The 21,028-nt window shown below is 43.1% G+C and carries 18 protein-coding genes; 5 read left to right on the forward strand and 13 right to left on the reverse strand.

Features of this window, described 5'->3' with window-relative positions; genetic code table 11:
• Window positions 1-2: 2 nt before the first annotated feature.
• The 3 genes from mrdA to miaB form a co-directional block, all read right to left on the reverse strand.
• A complete protein-coding gene (gene mrdA / locus RHO15_02380) occupies window positions 3-1,871 on the reverse strand; it encodes a penicillin-binding protein 2 (protein WVD64386.1) in 1,869 nt (622 codons plus the stop codon).
• 92 nt (window positions 1,872-1,963) lie between these two features.
• Window positions 1,964-3,022: a PhoH family protein gene (locus RHO15_02385; GenBank protein WVD64387.1), complete on the reverse strand. Its 1,059-nt coding sequence runs from the start codon at window positions 3,020-3,022 to the stop codon at window positions 1,964-1,966.
• A 162-nt stretch (window positions 3,023-3,184) separates the two neighbouring features.
• Window positions 3,185-4,609: a tRNA (N6-isopentenyl adenosine(37)-C2)-methylthiotransferase MiaB gene (gene miaB, locus RHO15_02390; protein ID WVD64388.1), complete on the reverse strand. Its 1,425-nt coding sequence runs from the start codon at window positions 4,607-4,609 to the stop codon at window positions 3,185-3,187.
• A gap of 258 nt (window positions 4,610-4,867) precedes the next feature.
• Here miaB and rlmM point away from each other — a divergent pair, with 258 nt between their 5' ends.
• From rlmM to dolP, 5 genes are all read left to right on the forward strand, one after another.
• On the forward strand, window positions 4,868-5,968 hold the full coding sequence (gene rlmM / locus RHO15_02395) for a 23S rRNA (cytidine(2498)-2'-O)-methyltransferase RlmM (protein ID WVD64389.1): 1,101 nt from the start codon (window positions 4,868-4,870) through the stop codon (window positions 5,966-5,968).
• Between the two features lie 114 nt (window positions 5,969-6,082).
• Complete coding sequence (locus RHO15_02400; protein WVD64390.1) at window positions 6,083-8,113, forward strand: penicillin-binding protein activator; 2,031 nt, start codon at window positions 6,083-6,085, stop codon at window positions 8,111-8,113.
• On the forward strand, window positions 8,110-8,466 hold the full coding sequence (locus tag RHO15_02405; protein WVD64958.1) for a YraN family protein: 357 nt from the start codon (window positions 8,110-8,112) through the stop codon (window positions 8,464-8,466). Before RHO15_02400 ends, RHO15_02405 begins: the two co-directional genes overlap by 4 nt.
• Window positions 8,467-8,469: 3 nt before the next feature.
• The gene (locus RHO15_02410; protein WVD64391.1) at window positions 8,470-9,057 is read left to right on the forward strand and encodes an SIS domain-containing protein; all 588 of its coding nucleotides are present in this window, start codon (window positions 8,470-8,472) and stop codon (window positions 9,055-9,057) included.
• A gap of 22 nt (window positions 9,058-9,079) precedes the next feature.
• On the forward strand, window positions 9,080-9,658 hold the full coding sequence (gene dolP, locus RHO15_02415; protein WVD64392.1) for a division/outer membrane stress-associated lipid-binding lipoprotein: 579 nt from the start codon (window positions 9,080-9,082) through the stop codon (window positions 9,656-9,658).
• A gap of 122 nt (window positions 9,659-9,780) precedes the next feature.
• Here dolP and RHO15_02420 read toward each other — a convergent pair whose 3' ends face one another.
• From RHO15_02420 to trpCF, 10 genes are all read right to left on the reverse strand, one after another.
• Complete coding sequence (locus tag RHO15_02420; GenBank protein WVD64393.1) at window positions 9,781-10,200, reverse strand: SufE family protein; 420 nt, start codon at window positions 10,198-10,200, stop codon at window positions 9,781-9,783.
• A gap of 39 nt (window positions 10,201-10,239) precedes the next feature.
• Entirely contained in the window at window positions 10,240-11,439 is a 1,200-nt protein-coding gene (csdA, locus tag RHO15_02425) for a cysteine desulfurase CsdA (GenBank protein ID WVD64394.1), read from the reverse strand.
• Window positions 11,439-12,314: a U32 family peptidase gene (locus RHO15_02430; GenBank protein WVD64395.1), complete on the reverse strand. Its 876-nt coding sequence runs from the start codon at window positions 12,312-12,314 to the stop codon at window positions 11,439-11,441. The genes csdA and RHO15_02430 overlap by 1 nt, the downstream gene beginning before the upstream one ends.
• A 51-nt stretch (window positions 12,315-12,365) precedes the next feature.
• Window positions 12,366-13,361, reverse strand: a complete 996-nt coding sequence (locus RHO15_02435; GenBank protein WVD64396.1) for a peptidase U32 family protein — start codon at window positions 13,359-13,361, stop codon at window positions 12,366-12,368.
• Between the two features lie 81 nt (window positions 13,362-13,442).
• Window positions 13,443-14,543, reverse strand: a complete 1,101-nt coding sequence (locus RHO15_02440) for a LacI family DNA-binding transcriptional regulator (protein ID WVD64397.1) — start codon at window positions 14,541-14,543, stop codon at window positions 13,443-13,445.
• Between the two features lie 138 nt (window positions 14,544-14,681).
• The gene (gene priA, locus RHO15_02445) at window positions 14,682-16,877 is read right to left on the reverse strand and encodes a primosomal protein N' (protein WVD64398.1); all 2,196 of its coding nucleotides are present in this window, start codon (window positions 16,875-16,877) and stop codon (window positions 14,682-14,684) included.
• A 47-nt stretch (window positions 16,878-16,924) separates the two neighbouring features.
• The gene (locus tag RHO15_02450; protein WVD64399.1) at window positions 16,925-17,380 is read right to left on the reverse strand and encodes a DUF1097 family protein; all 456 of its coding nucleotides are present in this window, start codon (window positions 17,378-17,380) and stop codon (window positions 16,925-16,927) included.
• Between the two features lie 205 nt (window positions 17,381-17,585).
• Window positions 17,586-18,410 carry a tryptophan synthase subunit alpha gene (trpA, locus tag RHO15_02455; GenBank protein ID WVD64400.1) on the reverse strand — a complete coding sequence of 275 codons (825 nt, stop codon included), beginning with the start codon at window positions 18,408-18,410 and terminating at the stop codon, window positions 17,586-17,588.
• The gene (gene trpB / locus RHO15_02460; GenBank protein ID WVD64401.1) at window positions 18,407-19,603 is read right to left on the reverse strand and encodes a tryptophan synthase subunit beta; all 1,197 of its coding nucleotides are present in this window, start codon (window positions 19,601-19,603) and stop codon (window positions 18,407-18,409) included. Before trpB ends, trpA begins: the two co-directional genes overlap by 4 nt.
• Before the next feature lie 18 nt (window positions 19,604-19,621).
• Window positions 19,622-21,028 carry a bifunctional indole-3-glycerol-phosphate synthase TrpC/phosphoribosylanthranilate isomerase TrpF gene (trpCF, locus tag RHO15_02465; protein WVD64402.1) on the reverse strand — a complete coding sequence of 469 codons (1,407 nt, stop codon included), beginning with the start codon at window positions 21,026-21,028 and terminating at the stop codon, window positions 19,622-19,624.

Consider the following 21,028-nt stretch of genomic DNA (forward strand, 5'->3'; position numbering starts at 1 on the left):
CATTAATCACCTTGCCTCATTTTTAAAATAGACTCATCAATCTGTATTGATGCATCACCAAGCTCATAAAAGTCCAGAATACGTCTAGCGACAGCACCACCATTACTACTGCCGCTGCCACCGTTTTCAATCACCACCGAGATAGCGATATTGGGTTTATCATACGGCGCAAAAGCGATAAATAAGGCATGATCGCGTAGATGCTCTGGGATATTCTTCGCATTATAGACTTCATCCATTTTTAAACCATAGACTTGCGCAGTCCCTGATTTTCCGGCTGCCCGGTAAGGCATATTGGCGAAAATTCGACGTGCTGTTCCCTGTGAACCGTAGAGTACTTTAAACATCCCATTTTTCGCGACATCCCAATATTTCTCTTTGACTGATAATAACAGGGGGCTCATCGTTTGTGGTAAGTCGTTTAACGATAATCCTTCACCAAAATGCGTACTGCGGGTATTCATCAGTAAGTGTGGCGTTTTAGTTTGTCCATCATTAATCAGAATGGTTAATGCTTTGGCCATTTGCAGTGGTGTTGCGGTCCAATAACCTTGACCAATCCCAACTGGGATGGTATCCCCCTGTAACCAGGCCTGCTTATAGCGTTGTTGCTTCCATTCTCGGTTAGGCATAATAGCCCGATTTTCTTCTGTGGAAGAGATATCAATTCCGGTTCGTTCACCAAAACCAAATTGAGTCATCCATTTAGATAGCCGATCAATGCCTAAATCGTAAGCAACGCGATAGTAAAAGGTATCGACAGAGGATTCCAGTGAGCGCGTCACATCGACACGACCGTGTCCCCATCGTAGCCAGTCACGATAGCGTTTATCGGTATTGGGTAATTGCCAGTAGCCATTATCGTTAAACACGGTGTCTGTAGTAATCACGCCTTCAGATAGCGCCGCAATTGCGATAAACGGTTTAACCGTAGAGGCTGGCGGGTAGGTACCTTGAATAGTTCGGTTAAACAGCGGCTTATCCGGATCACTCAGTAACGCGTTATACTCTTTAGCAGAGATACCATCGACAAACAGATTTGGATCATAACTTGGGCTTGAGACCATCGCCAGCACTTCACCATTATTGGGATTGATGGCAACAACTGCCGCGCGTTTACCGGCAAGTAATCGTTCAATATACTGCTGTAGTTTGAGGTCAATAGTTAGATAGATATCTTCCCCCACTTTCGGCGGGCTTTCGTCTAATTGACGAACAATTCGGCTACGACTATCTACCTCAACCTCTTGATAGCCAGGGATACCGTGTAATATATCTTCATAGTAACGTTCAATCCCTAACTTACCAATATTGCTGGTACCAATATAGTCTTTTATTTTACGTTCTTCGATTAAACGGGCTTTATCTCTATCATTAATTTTCGATACGTAACCCAAAACATGGGTTAAGGTTGTTGCATAAGGGTAGTAACGATGCTGTTTACCGGCAATACTGATAAACGGAAAGCGATACTGATTCACTACAAAACGGGCTATCTGTTTTTCGGTGAGCTTGTATTTAAGTGGTACCGAACTACTGGCTGGATAATTGCGACGCTCTTTTTGAAAGTTATCTATCTCTTCATCAGTCAGATCAACGATGGTTTTGAGTTCTGCTAACTGTTCGTTAAGATTTTTGATGCGATCGGGAATGATTTCCAGCTGATAAACAGTATTATTAATCGCTAAAGGAATACCATTGCGATCATAGATAATGCCGCGATTGGGGGGAATAGGAATGACCTTGATTCGATTCTCATTGGAACGTGTACTGTAATAGCTGTAACGCGTAATCTGTAAATGAGTCAGTGTGATTAATAAGATCACAATCAATACAATCACCCCTAAGAAAGCAATCAGGGCGCGACGCAAAAACAGATGCGTTTCAGCGGAGTGGTCTCGAATTTTATCTCGTTTTTTTTTGATAGTAGAGCCAGAGATGTTGAACTTAATGGTACGGCTCCTTAATCACGGTGAATACCGTTATTGTTTTCATTGTTCGCCTGCTGTTTTCGTTTTTCGATGAGAGCTTGTTTACGCAGCTGTTCAGTTTGTTCCCATTTTTCGTAAGCATTGACAATTTTAGCGACAACGGGATGTCTTACCACGTCTTCACTCTGGAAAAAGTTAAAACTAATATCGTCAACCTCATTGAGCACTTCAATCGCGTGCCGAAGACCCGATTTTTGATTTCTTGGTAGATCGATTTGTGTGATGTCTCCGGTAATCACCGCTTTTGAATTAAAACCGATGCGAGTTAAAAACATCTTCATTTGCTCTATTGTGGTATTTTGACTTTCATCGAGAATAATAAACGCATCATTGAGCGTACGCCCACGCATATAAGCGAGTGGGGCAACTTCAATCACATTTTTTTCAATTAGTTTTTCGACTTTTTCAAAACCGAGCATTTCAAATAAGGCATCATATAAAGGACGTAGATAGGGATCGACTTTTTGACTCAAATCTCCGGGTAAAAAACCGAGTTTTTCACCCGCTTCAACTGCCGGACGGGTCAATAGAATACGGCGAATTTGCTGTTTTTCTAAAGCATCTACTGCGGCAGCAACAGCCAAATAGGTTTTACCTGTCCCAGCAGGGCCTACGCCAAAGGTGATATCGTTATCCAGAATATGTGCAATATATTGCGCCTGATTTTGTGTTCTGGGTTTAATCACCCCACGTTTAGTCCGAATATTGATTGATTTACCATATTGTGGGATGTGGGCATCGAGCTTGTCTAAAAAACCGCTCTCTTTAATCGCTAAATGAACCTGCTCAGGGGTAATGTCTTGAATATGGCCTTTTAACTGCGTCAGACCATAGAGGGTGTGTAATATCTGCTCGGTAGCATTAACGGCTATTGGTGAGCCCATCAGTATAAATTGATTACCGCGATGATTGATCTCAATACCAAGACGCTGCTCAATTTGTTTGATATTTTCATTAAACGGCCCACAGAGACTATTTAATCTTTGATTATCAGCGGGCGTTAATATAATGGCTTGGTTAATGATGTTCAATGATCACCTCTTTGCTTACTGGGCTAGTCTTTGCTCACATCCAATTTGACAATAAATATCGTCATATTGTTCAATTTTTTTGTGGTTTTTATACGCTAAGCCAGTAAACTTGTTTATTGGCTTAGCGTTATCGTTAAAATAAGTTGATGAGAGTCGCTTTATTTAGGGGATATAAAGACCCACACCGAGCTCATTCTCTTTTCTAGTTCTGGCAATCACGGTTTGTGGTGATTGATCAATGCGCAATCCCATCTCTTTTTCCGTTCTAATTACAGTACCGCGTAATGAATTTGGATAGACATCAGTGATTTCAACATCGACAAATTGTCCAATCATATCCGGTGTACCGGCAAAGTTAACGACGCGATTGTTCTCAGTACGTCCCGTTAGCTCCATAATATCTTTCTTCGAGGTACCTTCAACCAGAATACGCTGCACAGTGCCCAGCATCTGGCGACTAAACGCCATGGCTTGCTGATTAATACGTTGCTGAAGCAGATATAGGCGCTGTTTTTTCTCCTCTTCTGGGATATCGTCTGGCATTTCAGACGCTGGCGTACCCGGACGTGCAGAGTAGACGAAGCTATAACTTAAATCGAAGTTAACCTCGGCAATCAGTTTCATAGTTTGCTCAAAATCTTCTTGGGTTTCACCCGGGAAACCGACAATAAAGTCTGAGCTAATTTGAATACCTGGACGTGCTTTGTGTAGCTTACGAATGATCGATTTATATTCCAGCGCAGTGTGTGAACGCTTCATTAAATTAAGAATACGATCGGCACCACTTTGTACCGGTAGATGCAAGTAGCTGACTAATTCTGGCGTATCGGCATACACCTCAACAATATCATCGGTAAACTCAATCGGGTGACTGGTTGTAAAGCGGATACGATCAATCCCATCAATGGTTGCCACAAGACGGAGTAACTCAGCAAAGCTACAAATATCATCATCATGGGTTTTGCCGCGGTAGGCATTGACGTTTTGTCCTAACAAGTTGACTTCACGCACACCTTGTTCGGCTAACTGGGCTATCTCAAACAGTACGTCATCACAAGGACGACTGACTTCCTCGCCCCGGGTATAAGGTACAACACAATAAGTACAGTACTTATTACAACCTTCCATAATTGAGACGAAAGCAGTCGGGCCTTCGCTACGAGGCTCTGGCATACGATCAAATTTTTCAATTTCAGGAAAGCTCACATCAACAATATATTCGTTGGCGTTTCTAACCCGATTGATCATTTCCGGTAAACGGTGAAATGTTTGTGGTCCAAAAATAATATCGACGAAAGGGGCGCGCTGTCTAATCAGCTCACCTTCTTGAGAGGCAACACAACCACCGACACCAATGACAACATCAGGATTGGTTTTCTTTAAGTTTTTCCAGCGACCTAATTGATGGAAAACTTTTTCTTGTGCTTTCTCGCGAATCGAACAGGTATTGAGTAATAAAATATCGGCTTCTTCAGAATCTTCTGTAAGTTGATATCCATGGGTTGCAGCAAGGAGATCGGCCATTTTAGATGAATCGTATTCGTTCATCTGGCAACCCCAGGTTTTGATATATAGTTTTTTGTTCATCAATGACTCGTTTAGTATATTGTTAAAATGAAAACGGTTTTAAATCCGTGATTTTAGCGGCTGATATTGTAATATGTTGTGCATATATAGGCTAGCAGTAATTCAAAAAACTAAAAATATAGATAAATCAAAGTATTAGTAATAGATATTATTTTACGCTAAATTGATACAATAAATGATGAAAAAACGTGACAATTATTTCACTATCACGCAAACTAGCCAGCAAATTTCCAAGGAATATTGATAGTAATAAGAATTATGCAGATCTTAAATAAAGTTATTTTATATTGTCGTAGTGGGTTTGAAAAAGAGTGTGCGGCAGAAATCACCGATAAGGCCGCACAGTTAGACGTGTATGGTTTTGCCAAAGTAAAAGAAAACAGCGCTTATGTAATCTTTGAATGTTATGAACCAGAACAAGCACAGATACTGATTACCAAGATTGCTTTTCGCTCTTTAATTTTTGCTCGCCAGATGTTTCTGGCCGGTGACCTCTTCGCTCATTTACCGGTCGAAGATCGTATTACGCCAATTCTTCAAGCGCTTGAGAGCGGTCTAAAAGGGGCGGGCGATTTAAGAGTTGAAGTGGCCGATACTAATGAGGGTAAAGCATTAGCTGGATTTTGTCGTAAATTTACGGTTCCACTACGTCAGGCTTTGCGTAATGAACGCTTACTCTCCAAAACTGAAAATCGTAAAAAGCCGGTTATTCATGTTTTCTTTATTACCAGTAATTGTTGTTATGTTGGTTACTCTTATACTAATAATAACTCACCTTTTTATATGGGCATTCCGAGACTTAAATATCCAACGGATGCGCCGAGTCGTTCAACCTTAAAATTAGAAGAAGCCTTTCATATCTTTATTGCCTATGAGGAGTGGGATGAACGGATTGCCTCGGGCATGAATGCGGTTGATTTGGGCGCGTGTCCGGGTGGTTGGACTTATCAGTTGGTTAAGCGTAGTATGATGGTTTACGCGATTGATAACGGCGCGATGGATCAAAAACTAATGGATACCGGACAGGTCAAACATTATCGTGAAGACGGCTTTAAGTTTGTACCGAAAAAATTTAATATTAGCTGGGTGGTCTGTGACATGGTTGAAAAACCGATGAGAGTCACTGAGTTAATGGCGCACTGGTTAATTAATGGTTGGTGCCGGGAAGCGATATTTAACTTAAAGCTGCCGATGAAAAAGCGTTATGAAGAGGTTAAGCAGAATTTGCAGTTTTTAACTGAGCAACTGACAACCAATGGCGTTCATGCGGTTGTCCAGGCTAAACAGTTATATCATGACAGGGAAGAGATAACCGTTCATGTGCAGCGGATTTGGGGAAGTGGCGTACCCGAGCAGTAATTGAAAATAAGTAAAATGGGATACTGTGAGTGTGTAATCTACGATATAATTGTTGGTTAGACGTCACTAGCAGGGATGTTTGTCGCTCATAGTGAGCGATTGATGATCGATTAGATGAATGAGAATGATATGGCTGATTTGCTCAATAATAAATGTCAAAAAAATAAGGTAATCATCGGTAGTCGTTGGATCAAAATTGTGATCACAATTTTACTGGTTGCATTCGCTGTCGGCTGTACGATGGTGAATAAATCCGCTGTTCCGGTTAAAAATCAGGTTTACTATGATGATAGCCGCGGTTCTGCTTATTATTTGACATTAATGCAGAATGAGATGGGCAGCACTAAAACTGATTTACAGTTAATGTATATCCGCGCCTTGTTGGCTGAGAATCGGCTTACTGATGCGCAGCAGCAGTTACTTGAGCTGGTCGATTTATCACTGAACGCAGAGCAAATCAAAGAGAAAAAATTAAATGCCGCGGAATTGGCCGTTAAATCTCAAACGCCGATTGATCTTAGTCAATCGATTGATACGAATACCTTATCCATCCAACAACAAAGTCGCTATTATCAGATCAAATTATTACAAGATCAGCAAGGTCATGATATCAATGCCGCCGTCCGTGATTATGTTATTCTGGAAACATTAGGTTTCCCAGCTACCCGTCATCAGGTGATTAATGATACATGGCGTTATTTAAATGCGCTGTCTGACGATGATCTGGCGAGTATTCTGGTCTACGCCAATGAGGCGGTATTACAAGGTTGGGTTCAGCTCGCCTATGCTTATCGTAATAGCCTTAAAGTAGACGCGGTGCAGCAATTAGTAAGTGATGGTTCGGTTGAAATGGTGACGCCAACCTTGAGTGATGAAGAGCGAGCACAGCGTATTCATGCTGCGATTGCAGCATGGCAGATGCAATATCCAACCCATCCAGCCGCGCTATATTTACCGCAATCTATTTATGGTGATGATGCTGCATCGACGAATAATCAACAAGGTAAACGGGTAGCCCTGTTCTTACCTTTGCAAGGTACGTCTAAAGTATTTGGCGAAGTACTGCGTGCTGGATATATGGAGGCGGCACGTTTTTATCCTAATGAACCCGGTCAAAATGTCATGGTATTTGATACCACTTCTGCGCCATTACCGGTGTTAGTTAAACAGGCGCAAGAACAAGGCGCTGAAATGATCGTCGGTCCGTTACTCAAAAATGATGTTGCTTTAATTTCTCAGCTCAATACCGCTATTCCGGTATTGGCATTAAATAAAATCAATGATGACAATCAGCAGACCTCCGCAGTGAATGCTAATATCTGTTATTTTGGTTTATCGCCAGAAGATGAAGCCGCCGATGCCGCTAAGCATATTTTTGCACAGGGTAAAAATAATCCACTGATTATTACCGTCCAAAGCGATCTGGGGCGTCGTGTAGCGAATGCTTTTGTTCAGCAGTGGCATCAGCTGACCTCGAGTGATGTGTATGTGCAGTATTTTAATTCTGCCGCAGAATTGAAACAAAAAATGAATAGCGGCGTTGGATTACAGTTACAAGGTGATTTACTTGCTAGTCAGGTATTAACGCCAAACCAGACAAACCAGGCGAATATTGTTGATTTAACTGCCGTTAACAACACGTCGAATACCAATCAATCGGTCACGGCTAGTCATGCGATTGATGCGATTTACGCTTTTGCAACACAAGAAGAGTTAGAGTTTATTAAGCCGATGCTGGATATGAAAGCGGCTGATGATGAAAATCCAACCGCTATTACCGTTGTTCCCCCTATTTATACCAGTTCTCGTAGTAATAGTGCAAATACCTCAACCGATTATCGATTTGAAATGGATCGCGTGCAATTTAGCGACATGCCTCTATTAGTCGATGATAATGATATTTTATCGCAGCTGCCAAAAAATATTCAGCAGGATTACTCGCTCGCTCGTCTCTATGCCATGGGGATTGATGCCTGGCGTTTAGCCAACCAGTTTCAAGCTGTGCAAACAAACAATCAAGCTGATATTGATGGTGTAACTGGCCAGATTATTGTTTCACCTGGATGCCAGATTAATCGGGCATTAACGTGGAAAATTTATCGACAAGGTAAAGTCTTATCGGCACCTCAAAACGTCAGAGGATAGGATTTAAATATGAGCAATTAGCCTGCGAGTTTTTGCAGGCGAAGGGCCTTTTGCTCGTTGCGCGTAATTATTCATGTCAAGTTGGTGAAATTGATCTGATCATGCGTGATGGCGAGTATTGGGTTTTTATTGAAGTTCGTTATCGGCATTTGGCTCACTATGGTGAGGCGGGTGCCACGATTGATCAGCGAAAACAACGTAAGATTGTCTTAACGGCAATAAGCTGGTTACAAGCCCAATATATCAATATTGAAGAAGTAGCTTGTCGATTTGATGTTTTTGCTATTACCGGTAATAAAATAGATTGGATTATCGATGCTTTTGGGCAAGATAGCCTTTTTGATGGGTCGTAAAGAGTGCAAGATTTAATAAAAAATTATTTTACAGAAAGTATTCAAACACAGATAGTCACCGCTGATGCATTAACTGAGACTATCGAAATGGCTGGGGCAAAGCTGGTCGATGCGTTATTAAATGGTAATAAGATTTTAGTCTGTGGTAATGGCTCCTCAGCCACCAATGGCCAAAGTTTTACCGCTAAATTAATTGATTGTGTTGATGTGGAAAGACCGAGTATTCCGGCAATATCGCTAGTCTGTGACAATGCGGTGCTTAGCGCCATTGCCGATCATGGCTATTATTCAGAAATTTATGCCAAGCAAGTGCAAGCACTTGGGCAAAGCGGTGATATTCTGATTGCGATTTCACCGCTCGGTAATAGTGCTGAGGTCATTCGTGCAGTTCAAGAAGCGGTGATTAAAGATATGGTTATTATCGCTTTGACGGGGGGAGAAGGGGGTGAGTTAATGGGATTGCTCGGACAGCAAGATCTGGAAATCAGGATCCCTTCTAATAAGAAAGTTCGCATAGAAGAGCTACATCAACTTGTTTTAAACTGTTTATGCGAGTTTATTGAACACGCATTGTTTGCCTTTAAAGAATAACAGAAAAATGAAAGGAGTTATCATGACAAAAAGTTTAATTCTTATTACGGTATTATCCGGATCCTTGTTATTACAAGGGTGCGTTGCATTTGCTTTAGGCACTGGTGCAGCAGTAACAGCAAAGACAGCCTCTGATCCGCGTTCATTAGGTTCGCAAGTTGATGATACGACCTTAGATTCTCGTATTGGTATTGCATTAGATAATAACCGTGACTATTTTAAAGATGCCAGAATTGTTGCGACTGCTTACAATGGTGTGGTGCTATTAACCGGTCAGGCGCAAAGTCAGGCGCAGATCGATAAAGCCTATAGTTTAGCCTCTGGTGTTGATGGCGTGATGAAAGTATACAACCAGATTCGTTTAGGTCCACGTATCGGTGGTGGCACGTTGACTGGTGATGCCTGGATAACGACGAAAGTGAAATCACAGTTAATTGGCAATAGTGCAACAAAAGCGCGCAATATCAAAGTCGTGACTGAAAATAGCGAAGTGTTTTTAATGGGCCTTGTGACCGCGCAAGAAGCGAAAGCGGCTACTCAGGTTGCGAGTAAAGTGGCAGGTGTTAAATTAGTGGTTGCAGCTTTTGAGATTGTTCAATAGCACAGCTAATGCGATTAGCGGTATTGCGCTATTTTAAGCGGGTCAACTGATCCGCTTTTTCGCGCCTGTTTGAATCAAATAAAATAGGATCATCAGTGAATCGATGAGCCGTGATGATTGAATTATAGGCTGTAGTTTACACTATCAATCAGATAAACGATCAGTTTGTCTAAACCAAGTAGCCTTGATTCACTCAGCCCTTCACTTATTTTTAACTGCTGGAATTGCTGCTTGAAAGGCATATTGACTATCTCTGCAGCGGTTTTTCCTTGAGCCAGTGTGATCAAAATGGCCAACAATCCTTTGACAATTCGACTATCGCTATCACCGGAAAATTGAAAAGTGTGATCGGCTACTCTTTCTGTTTTTAGCCAGACATTATTTTCACAGCCAGCGATATGGTAGCGAGCGATTTTATCTGCTTGAGGGAATGCCGGTAACAATTTGGCTAAATGGATTAATTGACGATAGCGTGCTTGCCAGTTTTGCTGCTGTGCAAATAAGTCAAATAACTCCGGTAAAGTCATGTTAAGATTAGGCATGAAATAAAAAAATCCTCTATCTTGAGCGCGTGTTATCGATTAGCTTAAAATGTCGATGGCATACGCCATTGCTTCAATAAATTGTTCTACATCTTGTTGGGTATTATAGGGCGCAAAAGCGGCGCGGATAACCCCCGTGCAGGCCAACTTTTTGATCAGCGGTTGTGCGCAAAGCTCACCGGTACGAATGGCAATATGTTGTTCCGCCAGTAATATCGCGATATCGCTATGGTGAATCTGATCAAGATTAAACGATAAAATAGGACTGTCCGGATCGCGATAGCTTTGAAAACCACGGAACTGTATTAATTTATCTTCAGCCAGTTGTGCTAATGCTAAAGCATGCTGCTCAGCCGCACTGCGATCCCACTCTTTTAACCAGTTTAAGGTGGCATGAAAACCCAAAATAGCGGCAATATTAGGTGTGCCGGCTTCAAGCTTAGCAGGTAACGGCTGTGGTTCAAATCCTTCAAAAGAGACGGTTTTAAGCATTTTACCGCCTCCTTGCCAGACCGGCATCTGGGTCAGGTGAGACGGCTTTACATATAAAATTCCTAAACCAGTTGGACCATACAATTTATGCGCAGAAAAAGCATAAAAATCGATACCCAGCGTCGTCACATCAATCGGTGCATGAACGATACCCTGCGCCCCATCAACGACAATAATCGCCTCGTGTTGATGGGTTAAGCGAACAATTTCAGCGAGATGTGGTTGATATCCGGTAACATTAGACATCTGTGTCATGGCGACGACACGGGTTTTTGCGGTCAGTAACTGCTGAAAAGTCTGCTTATCAAGCTGGCAGGCTTGATTGAGCGGCCATTTGATAATTTTTGCACCGGTTTGTTCGGCTAGAATCAGCCAAGGCACTAAATTACTATGGTGCTCTAATTCAGAAACGATAATCTCATCACCCGGCTTAAGATGCATTTTGGCATAAGTCTGCGCCACTAAATTAATCGATTCCGTCGTGCCTTTGGTCCAAATAATTTGGTCAGCATCACTGGCATTAATCAGCTGCGCGATCAGCTGTCTGGTTTGCTCAATTTTTTGAGTTGCTTGCTGTGCTGGTTGATGTAAGCTTCGATAAGCATTTGCCGTATTCTTACCATAATAGTCATCAGTTGCACTGATCATGGCTGCGGGTTTGAGCGCCGTTGCAGCCGTATCAAGATAGACGGTCGATGCCGTTAAGGCGGGAAAGTTTTCGCGAAACCGAATTACATCAAACGTCATTAGCTCAGCTCTAACCCCGCGATGCCATTCCAATAGCCATTACAATCGCGTTGTGATTCGACCACCAGCGGATGCGAGCCATCTTCATTGGCTTTAAATTGACGGACAATATCTAAGGTATCAAGGCTGGTTGGTGAAATACGGACAATATCGACCAATCCTTGCATATCAGTCAGATTATTACCCAGATTATAACAATAGCCACTTTGGGTTTGAATACCGTTGAGCACAAAGACTTTTTGCTGTTCTTGAGAGAACACTTCTCGCCCTTGGGGATAATTAATACAGCATAAACCACACTGATCTTTAGGCCGATTTTCGGAACGAGCCGTAAAACAGCGCGCTGAATAGGCTAGTGGCAAATAACCGTAGCTGAATACTTCAATTTCAAAACGATTTTCCAGGCCAATCGATTTAAGCTGACTGATCACATTTTGTAACCAGTCACGTGATAGCTCGACAGGCATACACCAGCGGGTCATTCCCTGCTTATGCAGCAGTTTTAAAGTATGGGCGTTATAACAGTTTAAGGCCGGTCCGGCAACAAAAGGTAACTTATGTTCATAAGCGAGATTCACCGCCGCAAGATCATTGGCTTCCACGAGAAAATCACCATTTTCAACATATTGACGCAGCTCATTGAGCTCAGACGGGGCTTCGAGCAGTGCCAGTGTTGAAATGACCACTTGTTTACCGGTTTTAGCGATCTCTTTGGCCAGATCAATCCAATCGGCCACTTTAAGTTCGCGACGTTTGGTACAAACGGTTTCGCCTAAATAGATAATATCGGACTGGCCCTCTTTTGCGGCGGAATAAAACGCTTCCGTTTTCTCTTTTGGCCAATAATAGAGTAATGGGCCTAATGCGTATTTCATAATCATTGCCTACGATGAATTCTTATTTAATGTCTATTTTTATAAATGAATTTATTGCCATTTACGATGATAAGCACCGAGCGTTGTTTGCGTACCTTCAGAGATCGCACCGAGTGTATCCATCCATTTTTTCTCAGCTATAAAGTTATTTGGTGAGGATTGATAACGGTCAATCGCCTCACGCCACACTTTGGTGACTTGCGCAACATAAGCGGGACTGCGTTGACGGCCTTCTATTTTAACTGAGGCAATATTCGCGGCAAACAGTTCTGGCAACAGCTCAATGGTATTGAGGCTAGTTGGCTCTTCAATCGGATGATAGAGGGTCTTATCGACAAAATAGCGTCCCTTGCAAAGGGTTGGATATCCAGCATTTTCACCCTTTTTGTGACAATCAATCAGGACATTATTTAATCTCGACTCCAGTCCTTTATCAGTCTCCTGCCAGCGTACATATTTTGCCGGTGAGCAAGCGCCTACGGTATTGGGGGATTCACCCGTTAAATAAGAGGAGAGATAACAACGACCTTCCGCCATAATACATAAACTGCCAAAAGCAAATACTTCTAGGGGGACAGGCGTGACACGAGAGAGCTGTTTAACTTGGTGCATTGATAAAACACGTGGTAAAACCACACGATGCACGTCGAAATTGCGCTGATAAAATTTGATCGCTTCCAGATTAGTGGCGGAAGCTTGCACAGAAACGTGACGCTCGATATGTGGATATTTTTCTGCCGCATAGGCTAACATTGAGATGTCCGCCAGAATAAGTGCATCAGCACCAATTTGCGCCGCACTATCAACCGCATATTGCCAGCGCTGAAAATTATCCGGATGAGCAAATGTGTTGATGGCAATATGAAGTTTTTTACCATATCGATGTACATAACTTGATGCTTCATCTAATTTTTTATCGGTAAAATTTAAACCGGCAAAATGACGCGCATTGGTATCATCTTTCAAACCAATGTAAACGGCATCAGCGCCATTATCGATGGCGGTTTTAAGTGCAGGCAACGATCCTGCGGGACAGAGAAGCTCCATAAAGTCTACCTAAATCAAAATCTGATGAGTCATTAGTATGCAATAAATAGAGACGAATTGCGATAGAAAAAAATATATCGGTCAGAGATTTTTATTGATGACTGAATGGCGAATAACCAGTTCAGTAGGCATGACCAGAGACTGATAACAGGCATGTTGCTGAATTTTTGCTGTTTTTGAAATCAGCATCATAAAGCCTTCACATCCCATTTTATACATGGGTTTATAAATATGAGTCATGAGCGGTTCTGTTGGCATTTGCGATTGCGAATGAGCATTGACCGTGATAATAGAAACTTGTTGTGGCAGCTGGCATTTTAGCTTTTTTGCCTGCGTCATAATACCATTGATGATAGTGTGTTCATCAATAAAACCGCTTTCTGGTTGGACCTGATGAGTTTGAATGTCGATCAGATCGTGGTAACTCAGGCTACGGTTATCATCACAAAAAATCGCCGTTGGGGGTATCGGCTGCTTGAGTAATAGGCTAAATAACGCCTGAGTGGCGTGAAAGTGAGTTGCATTATACTGTAGATAATGTGTATTCAACGGCAGTGCTTTGCGCTGAAGCGCTTGTTGATAGCCCTGTGTCATATAAACTGTACTCTGCTTATCTTTTAAGCCAAACAGACAAGCAATGTGACGATGGCCCTGTTCCAGCAGATAATTTGTGGCCTGATAAGCAATCGCCATATGATCAAAATAGACACAGGATAAGGTTCGTGAGTAGTGATTGAGTAGTACGATAGGCGGGAGAGCAGCCGAATACTGCTCTAATTGTGATAAGTAAGGGCTGTCATTGATAATCAATATTCCCTCGATTTGATGATGCACCGTATAGTTAATAATTTGTTGAATATCTTGTGGCGAGAAATAGAGAAAACGCAGATAGATAATTTTATAGCCCTGTTTTTGGGCGGTATCTTCAATGCCTCTATTGACCATGCTGTGGGGAAAATATTGATTATCGATCAGCAATATTTTCTTATTTTGATAGTGGGTTTGGTAAGGTTTTATCAGCTCGCTGGTATTGTAGTTAAGCTGTTCTATCGCTTGATGTACTTTGAACTGAAGTTGTGGTGAGGTTTTAGCGGGCGTATTAATGACGCGGGAAACCGTGGCCACCGAGACATTAGCGCGGTTAGCGATATCTTGCATTGTCACTGATTTATATTTTTTCATCATAGCCCTATGTGAGGATTGATAAGAATCTGGCTATTATGTCGTTGATAGTTTTGCCTGTCTGGATTCTTTTACATAAATGCGTGATAAGTCGAAAAAGAAGTACTGAGCTTACCTGTTAAGCTGGGTCGTTTAGTGTTAAAAATCGATCGGATCGACATCGACCGTCCAGCGCGTATTTTTGGTTTCGGGCCATTGGATCATCTGGGCGATGAGTTGGGTGGTGATGGTTTGTAAGAAGCGCCGATGAGGATGTTGCAATAGCAGCTGCCAACGAAAGAGTCCGGCTTTTTTAGATTGGGTCGCTGTCACCGGTCCCAATAACCAGAGCGCAGGATCATCACATTCGCTTCTTAACCATTGATAAACACGCTCAAGCAGCGCCGGGGCATGCTGGTTATTTTTATCGGCGGCCCGAATCAGGATTTGATAGCTATAAGGGGGTAATAAGGTCGCCGCTCTTTCGTGCAATGTCTGCTGCGCAAAAGCGGGATAACCTTGCTCAAGCAGAAGATTAAGTAGCGGATGCTGCGGGTGATAGGTTTGCAGCAGCACTTCACCTGCTTGTTCGCCACGACCCGCCCGGCCGGAGACTTGTGTATAAAGCTGAGCAAAGTGTTCTGTCGCACGAAAATCGCTGGAAAATAGGGCGCCATCAACATCGAGTATACCGACCAGTGTCACATTGGGAAAGTGATGACCTTTAGCCAGAATTTGTGTACCGACCAGAATATGCGCCTGCCCTTGATTAATCTGTTCGATATAGCCTTCTAAGGCGCCTTTTTTCGCGGTTGAGTCTCTATCTATACGGCTGACCGGAATATCAGGGAAGCGTAATCGAAGCTGTTTCTCTAGCTGCTCTGTGCCCACACCGACAGATTGTAAATGGGTTGAACCACATTTAGGACATTGCGAGGGGATATTGCGCGGCGTATCACAATGGTGGCAGATTAATTTATGTTGTTTTTCATGATAGGTAAAAGGTTTATCACAACGTGGACACTCAGCAATCCAACCACAATCATGGCAAACCAATAAAGGCGCAAAACCACGGCGATTTAAAAACAGTAAAACTTGCTTGTTTTGGGCAAGGTGCGCATTAATTTTTTGTATTAAAGGTTGAGATAAGCCCGAGTTTAAGGGTAACCCTTTAATATCGATGATCTCTTGTCTGGCAAAATGGGCACCACCGGCACGTTGGGTGAGTTTTACATATTGATATTTACCGATTTCTGCATTGTGCAGTGATTCTAAAGCCGGCGTGGCAGAGCCGAGAATCACCGGCACTTGTTCCCGCTGCGCCCTGACAATAGCCAAATCTCTGGCGTGATAACGCCAGCCTTCTTGCTGCTTATATGAACTATCATGTTCTTCATCGATAATAATTAAGCCGAGCGATTGGAAAGGGGTAAACAGCGCGGAACGCGTGCCAATCACAATCGCATTTTCACCCTGTTTAGCACGCAGATAAACCTGTAATCTTTCGGTATCATTCAAGCCAGAATGTAGAATATCAATCGGCGCATTGAAGCGTGATTGAAAGCGTGCAATAGTTTGGGGGGTAAGGCCAATTTCAGGTACCAGCATTAAGGCTTGTTGTCCCTTGCTTAATACTGACGCTAAAGCATTCAGATAAATCTCCGTTTTGCCGGAACCCGTGACACCGTCAAGTAGCCAAATATGAAATGTGTTCAGCGTAGGGAGGATGTTTGTCAGCGCTTGTTGCTGTTCAGTATTGAGTGTTAAAGGACTTGGATTGCAGGCCTGACTTGGCTGCCAGCGGTGGATAGTTTGCGGTAGTACAACCTGTACAATAAGCTGTTTTTGTTTCAGTTGCTGATAGATATTTGCACTAAAATCTTGTGATTGGATAATCTCAGCAGGTTGTTGCTGCTGAAATAATGCCAGGAGTTTTTGTTGTTGTGGTGCGCGACTGAGCTGTTTAAGCGCAAAGGTGGCGCCAATTTCGGTGAGTTGCCACTGTTTTTTTTCTGGTAGCTCAGCCGGTCGGCCTTGACGTAATAAAGCCGGTAAGGCGTGTGATAATACCTCACCAAGTGGATAGTGATAATAGTCAGTGGCCCAGATTAATAGTTGCCATAACGTGTCTGAAAACAGCGAGGTTTGATCGATTACCGATACGACCGTTTTCAATTTTGCTGGTTGAAACTCAGTCTGTTCATCAATAGCGACCACAATACCGATACTATGACGGTTGCCAAAGGGAACTGTAACCCGCCCACCTATCGTGACTTGACCGATCAGCGCCGTTGGGATCTGATAGTCAAATAACTGATATAGGGGAAGCGCTAAGGCTACATGAGCAATCGGCATCGTTTTATGTTGTCTGTTTCTGTTAATGAAAAATTGATTTATTTATCTTAGTGTACATTCTCTTTGATAACAAACCAACACAACAATTTGATGATAAAGCCGAATAAAATGCCCAGCACCATCGCCTGACATACCAGCATCCAGTGAGTGGGCATCATCAATAGCAAGGCAAAACAAATCAATGCAGCGGAAAAATAATTGAGCCGTGGTACTCGGGTGAGAAGATAGATAAGTAGGGAGCTTACACCGATGACTATCTCTTGTTTATATTTGAAGGCAGGCAGGTAATCGATCCCTTTGCTGAGTCCTACACCGATGAGTAGTCCAATGAGCCCACTTAATAGCGTTGCAAATAATCCAGCCACAGTTTTTTCCGGGGCAACAAAAAATATCGCCATGCCAATAAGGGCTATCCAGAGTGGTAATTGTAAATAATTTGTCAGCCAGACTAAGATCGCTGTTGCCAGACCAATCAAAAGCGCACTGAATATCGATTGATGCATGATGATACAATCCTAATAATGTGATTTATTCTAATAATTTTATGCTATTTTTGCCTTCAAGCATAGTGTTTAGCCGATAGGGTATGTTTGTCGGCATCATCAGCCGGACTTTATTGATAACGGAATGATGGGGTTATGTTTAAGTGAGTGATCAATATGGCAAGAAACAGTATGGCAAGATGCGCCATACTGTTACACTGGTAGTTTATCGCGTCGCTTGCTTCATTTTCTGAGTAAAATCGTGTAATTCAGATAACATGCATGCAGGGTTATCCAGATTGGCGGCAATAATCTTCACCGTGGCTGAACCGGCAATAGCGCCAGCAGCGCCCGCCTGAATCGTTGCTTTAACTTGCTGCGGCGTTGAGATACCAAAGCCCTGAATAGGGCGCGGCGCGCCATATTGATATAATTTATTGATGATCTGTGTTAATGGCTTGTGTGCACTATTTTCCGTTCCCGTCACACCGGCGCGCGAGACAAGATAGGTATAACCTTCTCCATACTGAGCAATGTGCTTAATTACGGCATCATCGGCATTGGGTGGACAGATAAAGATCGGCGCAATGTGATGTTTGATTGCCGCGGCTCTAAAGGGAGCCGACTCGACCAACGGCACATCCGCGATCAGCACCGAATCCACGCCAGCTTTAGCACAATCAGCATAAAATTGATCGATGCCGCGGCGGAAGACTAAATTAGCATAGACTAACAGGCCAATCGGAATATCGGTATGTTTCTCACGAATACGACCTAAAATCTCAAAGCAGATATCAACATTAATGCCACTGGCAAAAGCGCGCAGATTAGCCTCTTGAATAGTCGGACCATCAGCCAGTGGATCGGAGAAGGGGATACCTAACTCCAGTGCATCAGCGCCACTGCTAATCAGGGTCTCGATAATCTGATAAGATTGTTCAGGTGTTGGATCACCGATAGTGACAAACGGCACAAAGGCACCCTCTTTTTGGGCGATCAGTTTGGTGAATAGTTGCTCATAACGATTGACCTGATTTGATGATTGATTCATACCATCTCTCCTCGTGCTTTTAAAATATCATAAACCGTAAAGATATCTTTATCTCCGCGGCCTGAAAGATTCACGACCAAGAGCTGTTCTTTTGTCGGATTTTGTTTGATTAACTTTAAGGCATAAGCCAGTGCATGAGATGACTCTAATGCTGGAATGATTCCCTCATTGATAGATAAGGCTTTAAAGGCATCTAACGCTTCATCATCGGTGATGGAGACATACTCTGCCCGGCCGATACTATCGAGATAAGCATGCTGAGGACCAACAGAGGGGAAATCTAAGCCGGCTGAAATCGAGTATGACTCTTCAATTTGGCCTTCTGCGGTCTGCATCATCGGTGATTTCATACCGAAATAGATACCTAATGTGCCATGTTTGAGTGAGGCGCCATGTTCTCCGCTCTCAATACCATGACCACCTGGTTCAACACCAATCAGTGTAACGGTGTTATCCTCAATAAAGTTAGCAAACATACCAATCGCATTCGAACCGCCACCAACGCAAGCGATCACCGCGTCTGGTAAACGGCCTTCTCTGTCCAATATTTGTTGTTTCGTTTCTGCACTGATAATTTGTTGAAATTCTCGCACAATGGTTGGGAATGGATGTGGCCCTGCCGCGGTACCTAATAAATAGTGTGCTTTTTCATAGCTGCCGGACCAGTCGCGTAAGGCTTCATTACAGGCATCTTTGAGTGTGGCTGAGCCGGTGGTCACTGGAATCACGGTTGCGCCCATCAGGCGCATTCGAAAAACATTGGGTGCCTGGCGCAGCACATCTTTTTCACCCATATAAATACGGCATTTTAGGCCTAATAAGGCGCAGGCCAGCGCGGTTGCCACACCATGTTGTCCTGCCCCTGTTTCGGCGATAATTTCGGTTTTACCCATCCGTTTGGCTAGCAAGGCCTGACCAAGCACTTGATTGGTTTTATGGGCGCCACCATGGACTAAATCCTCTCTTTTTAAATAAAGTTTGGTGTTTGTGCCTGCGGTTAGATTGCGACACAGTGTTAAGGCGGTAGGCCGACCGGCATAGTTTTTAAGTAGATCCATCAGTTCGGTTTGAAAGCTGGGGTCGGCGATAGCGTCGAGAAAAGCGGTTTCCAGCTCATCGAGCACTGGCATGAGGATCTGCGGGACATATTGTCCGCCGAACTCACCGAAATAGGGATTAAGTTTTGACATCATCGTTTCCTTGCTAATAGATTATGAGTAATAGGGATAACTGCGTAAGGCAGTAAATAGTTGGTTAATCTTTTCTGCTTGTTTTATACCCGGTGAAGACTCAACGCCTGAGTTGATATCCAGTCCCAAACAGCCAGTCATGATAGCCTTAATCGCATTGTCCGGCGTAATGCCACCTGCCAGAATGACACGGTTTAATGGTTGGTTTTTGAGTAGATCCCAGTTAAAGGTTTTACCGGTTCCGCCGTTACCCTGATCAAAAATATAGCGAGCGATCAGCGGATTTTCATAGCTGGGTACTGACTTTTCAATACTGATTGCCTGCCAAATTTGGCAGTGATCCGGTAAAACTTGGTGTAGTCTGGCAATATAGTCTTTATCTTCATCACCGTGCAGCTGCACGGCAAACAGAGATAAGTCTTTGACGGTACTCACTATCGATTCAATGGGTTCATTGCGAAAAACACCGACCCAATTTAGGCGAGGGGCACCAGAGATCACTTGCTTAGCCTGCTCAACAGTGACGGCTCGCGGCGAAGTAGCAACAAAAATCAGTCCACCATATACCGCACCAGCCTGATAACTGACCAGTGCATCAGTCGGACGGGTCAATCCGCAAATTTTATGCTCACCGAAGATCACGCGCCTGATGGCTATTTCAATATTATCTTCCGACATCAGTGCACTACCAATCAAAAAGCCATCAGCAAATTGGCTCAGCTCAAGGACTTGCTGATGCGTATAAATACCGGATTCACTGATGACGATAGTCTCTTTGGGAATCAGGGGGGATAGCTGTTTGATGCGCGCTAAATCAACACTCAAATCACGGAGATTACGATTATTGATACCGATCACGCGTGCATTGAGCTGAATTGCCCGCTGCACTTCTGCTTCTGTACTGGCCTCAGTCAGCACGCCCATATTGAGTGAATGGGCAATTTGACTCAGGTGAATATACTGTTCATCATTTAATACAGACAGCATTAATAAAACAGCATCGGCCTGATAATAGCGCGCTAAGTAAATTTGATACTCATCGATAATAAAATCTTTGCATAAAACCGGTTGGGTCACGGTTTGACGAACCTCAGTAATAAATTCAAAGCGCCCCTGAAAATATTTCTCATCTGTCAGCACCGAAATGGCGGCCGCATAATGTTGATAGATGTTAGCGATATCAGTTGGATTAAAATCAGCGCGAATCAATCCCTTGGACGGAGAGGCTTTTTTACACTCCAGAATAAAAACGCTATGGGGCTGTTTTAGCGCGGTATAAAAGCTGCGATCACTGGGTATAATGTGCGCCTGAAATGTGGCTAAGGGCCGCTGCTGTTTTGTCTGAGTTAACCAGATCTGTTTATCTTGTACTATTTTAGTCAGTACGGTTGACTGCGTAACAGCTTGACTGAGTTCATTAATTGCCAT

The organism is Orbaceae bacterium lpD01 (genome assembly GCA_036251705.1).
Classification (GTDB): domain Bacteria; phylum Pseudomonadota; class Gammaproteobacteria; order Enterobacterales; family Orbaceae; genus Utexia; species Utexia brackfieldae.

What these genes read in the sequence shown, in the direction of transcription:
- miaB (WVD64388.1), bottom strand. Translation starts at nt 4,609, where the DNA reads ATGAACAAAAAACTATATATCAAAACCTGGGGTTGCCAGATGAACGAA.
- rlmM (WVD64389.1), top strand. Translation starts at nt 4,868, where the DNA reads ATGCAGATCTTAAATAAAGTTATTTTATATTGTCGTAGTGGGTTTGAA.
- RHO15_02400 (WVD64390.1), top strand. Translation starts at nt 6,083, where the DNA reads ATGAATGAGAATGATATGGCTGATTTGCTCAATAATAAATGTCAAAAA.
- dolP (WVD64392.1), top strand. Translation starts at nt 9,080, where the DNA reads ATGACAAAAAGTTTAATTCTTATTACGGTATTATCCGGATCCTTGTTA.
- RHO15_02420 (WVD64393.1), bottom strand. Translation starts at nt 10,200, where the DNA reads ATGCCTAATCTTAACATGACTTTACCGGAGTTATTTGACTTATTTGCA.
- csdA (WVD64394.1), bottom strand. Translation starts at nt 11,439, where the DNA reads ATGACGTTTGATGTAATTCGGTTTCGCGAAAACTTTCCCGCCTTAACG.
- RHO15_02430 (WVD64395.1), bottom strand. Translation starts at nt 12,314, where the DNA reads ATGAAATACGCATTAGGCCCATTACTCTATTATTGGCCAAAAGAGAAA.
- RHO15_02435 (WVD64396.1), bottom strand. Translation starts at nt 13,361, where the DNA reads ATGGAGCTTCTCTGTCCCGCAGGATCGTTGCCTGCACTTAAAACCGCC.
- RHO15_02440 (WVD64397.1), bottom strand. Translation starts at nt 14,543, where the DNA reads ATGAAAAAATATAAATCAGTGACAATGCAAGATATCGCTAACCGCGCT.
- priA (WVD64398.1), bottom strand. Translation starts at nt 16,877, where the DNA reads ATGCCGATTGCTCATGTAGCCTTAGCGCTTCCCCTATATCAGTTATTT.
- RHO15_02450 (WVD64399.1), bottom strand. Translation starts at nt 17,380, where the DNA reads ATGCATCAATCGATATTCAGTGCGCTTTTGATTGGTCTGGCAACAGCG.
- trpA (WVD64400.1), bottom strand. Translation starts at nt 18,410, where the DNA reads ATGAATCAATCATCAAATCAGGTCAATCGTTATGAGCAACTATTCACC.
- trpB (WVD64401.1), bottom strand. Translation starts at nt 19,603, where the DNA reads ATGATGTCAAAACTTAATCCCTATTTCGGTGAGTTCGGCGGACAATAT.
- trpCF (WVD64402.1), bottom strand. Translation starts at nt 21,028, where the DNA reads ATGGCAATTAATGAACTCAGTCAAGCTGTTACGCAGTCAACCGTACTG.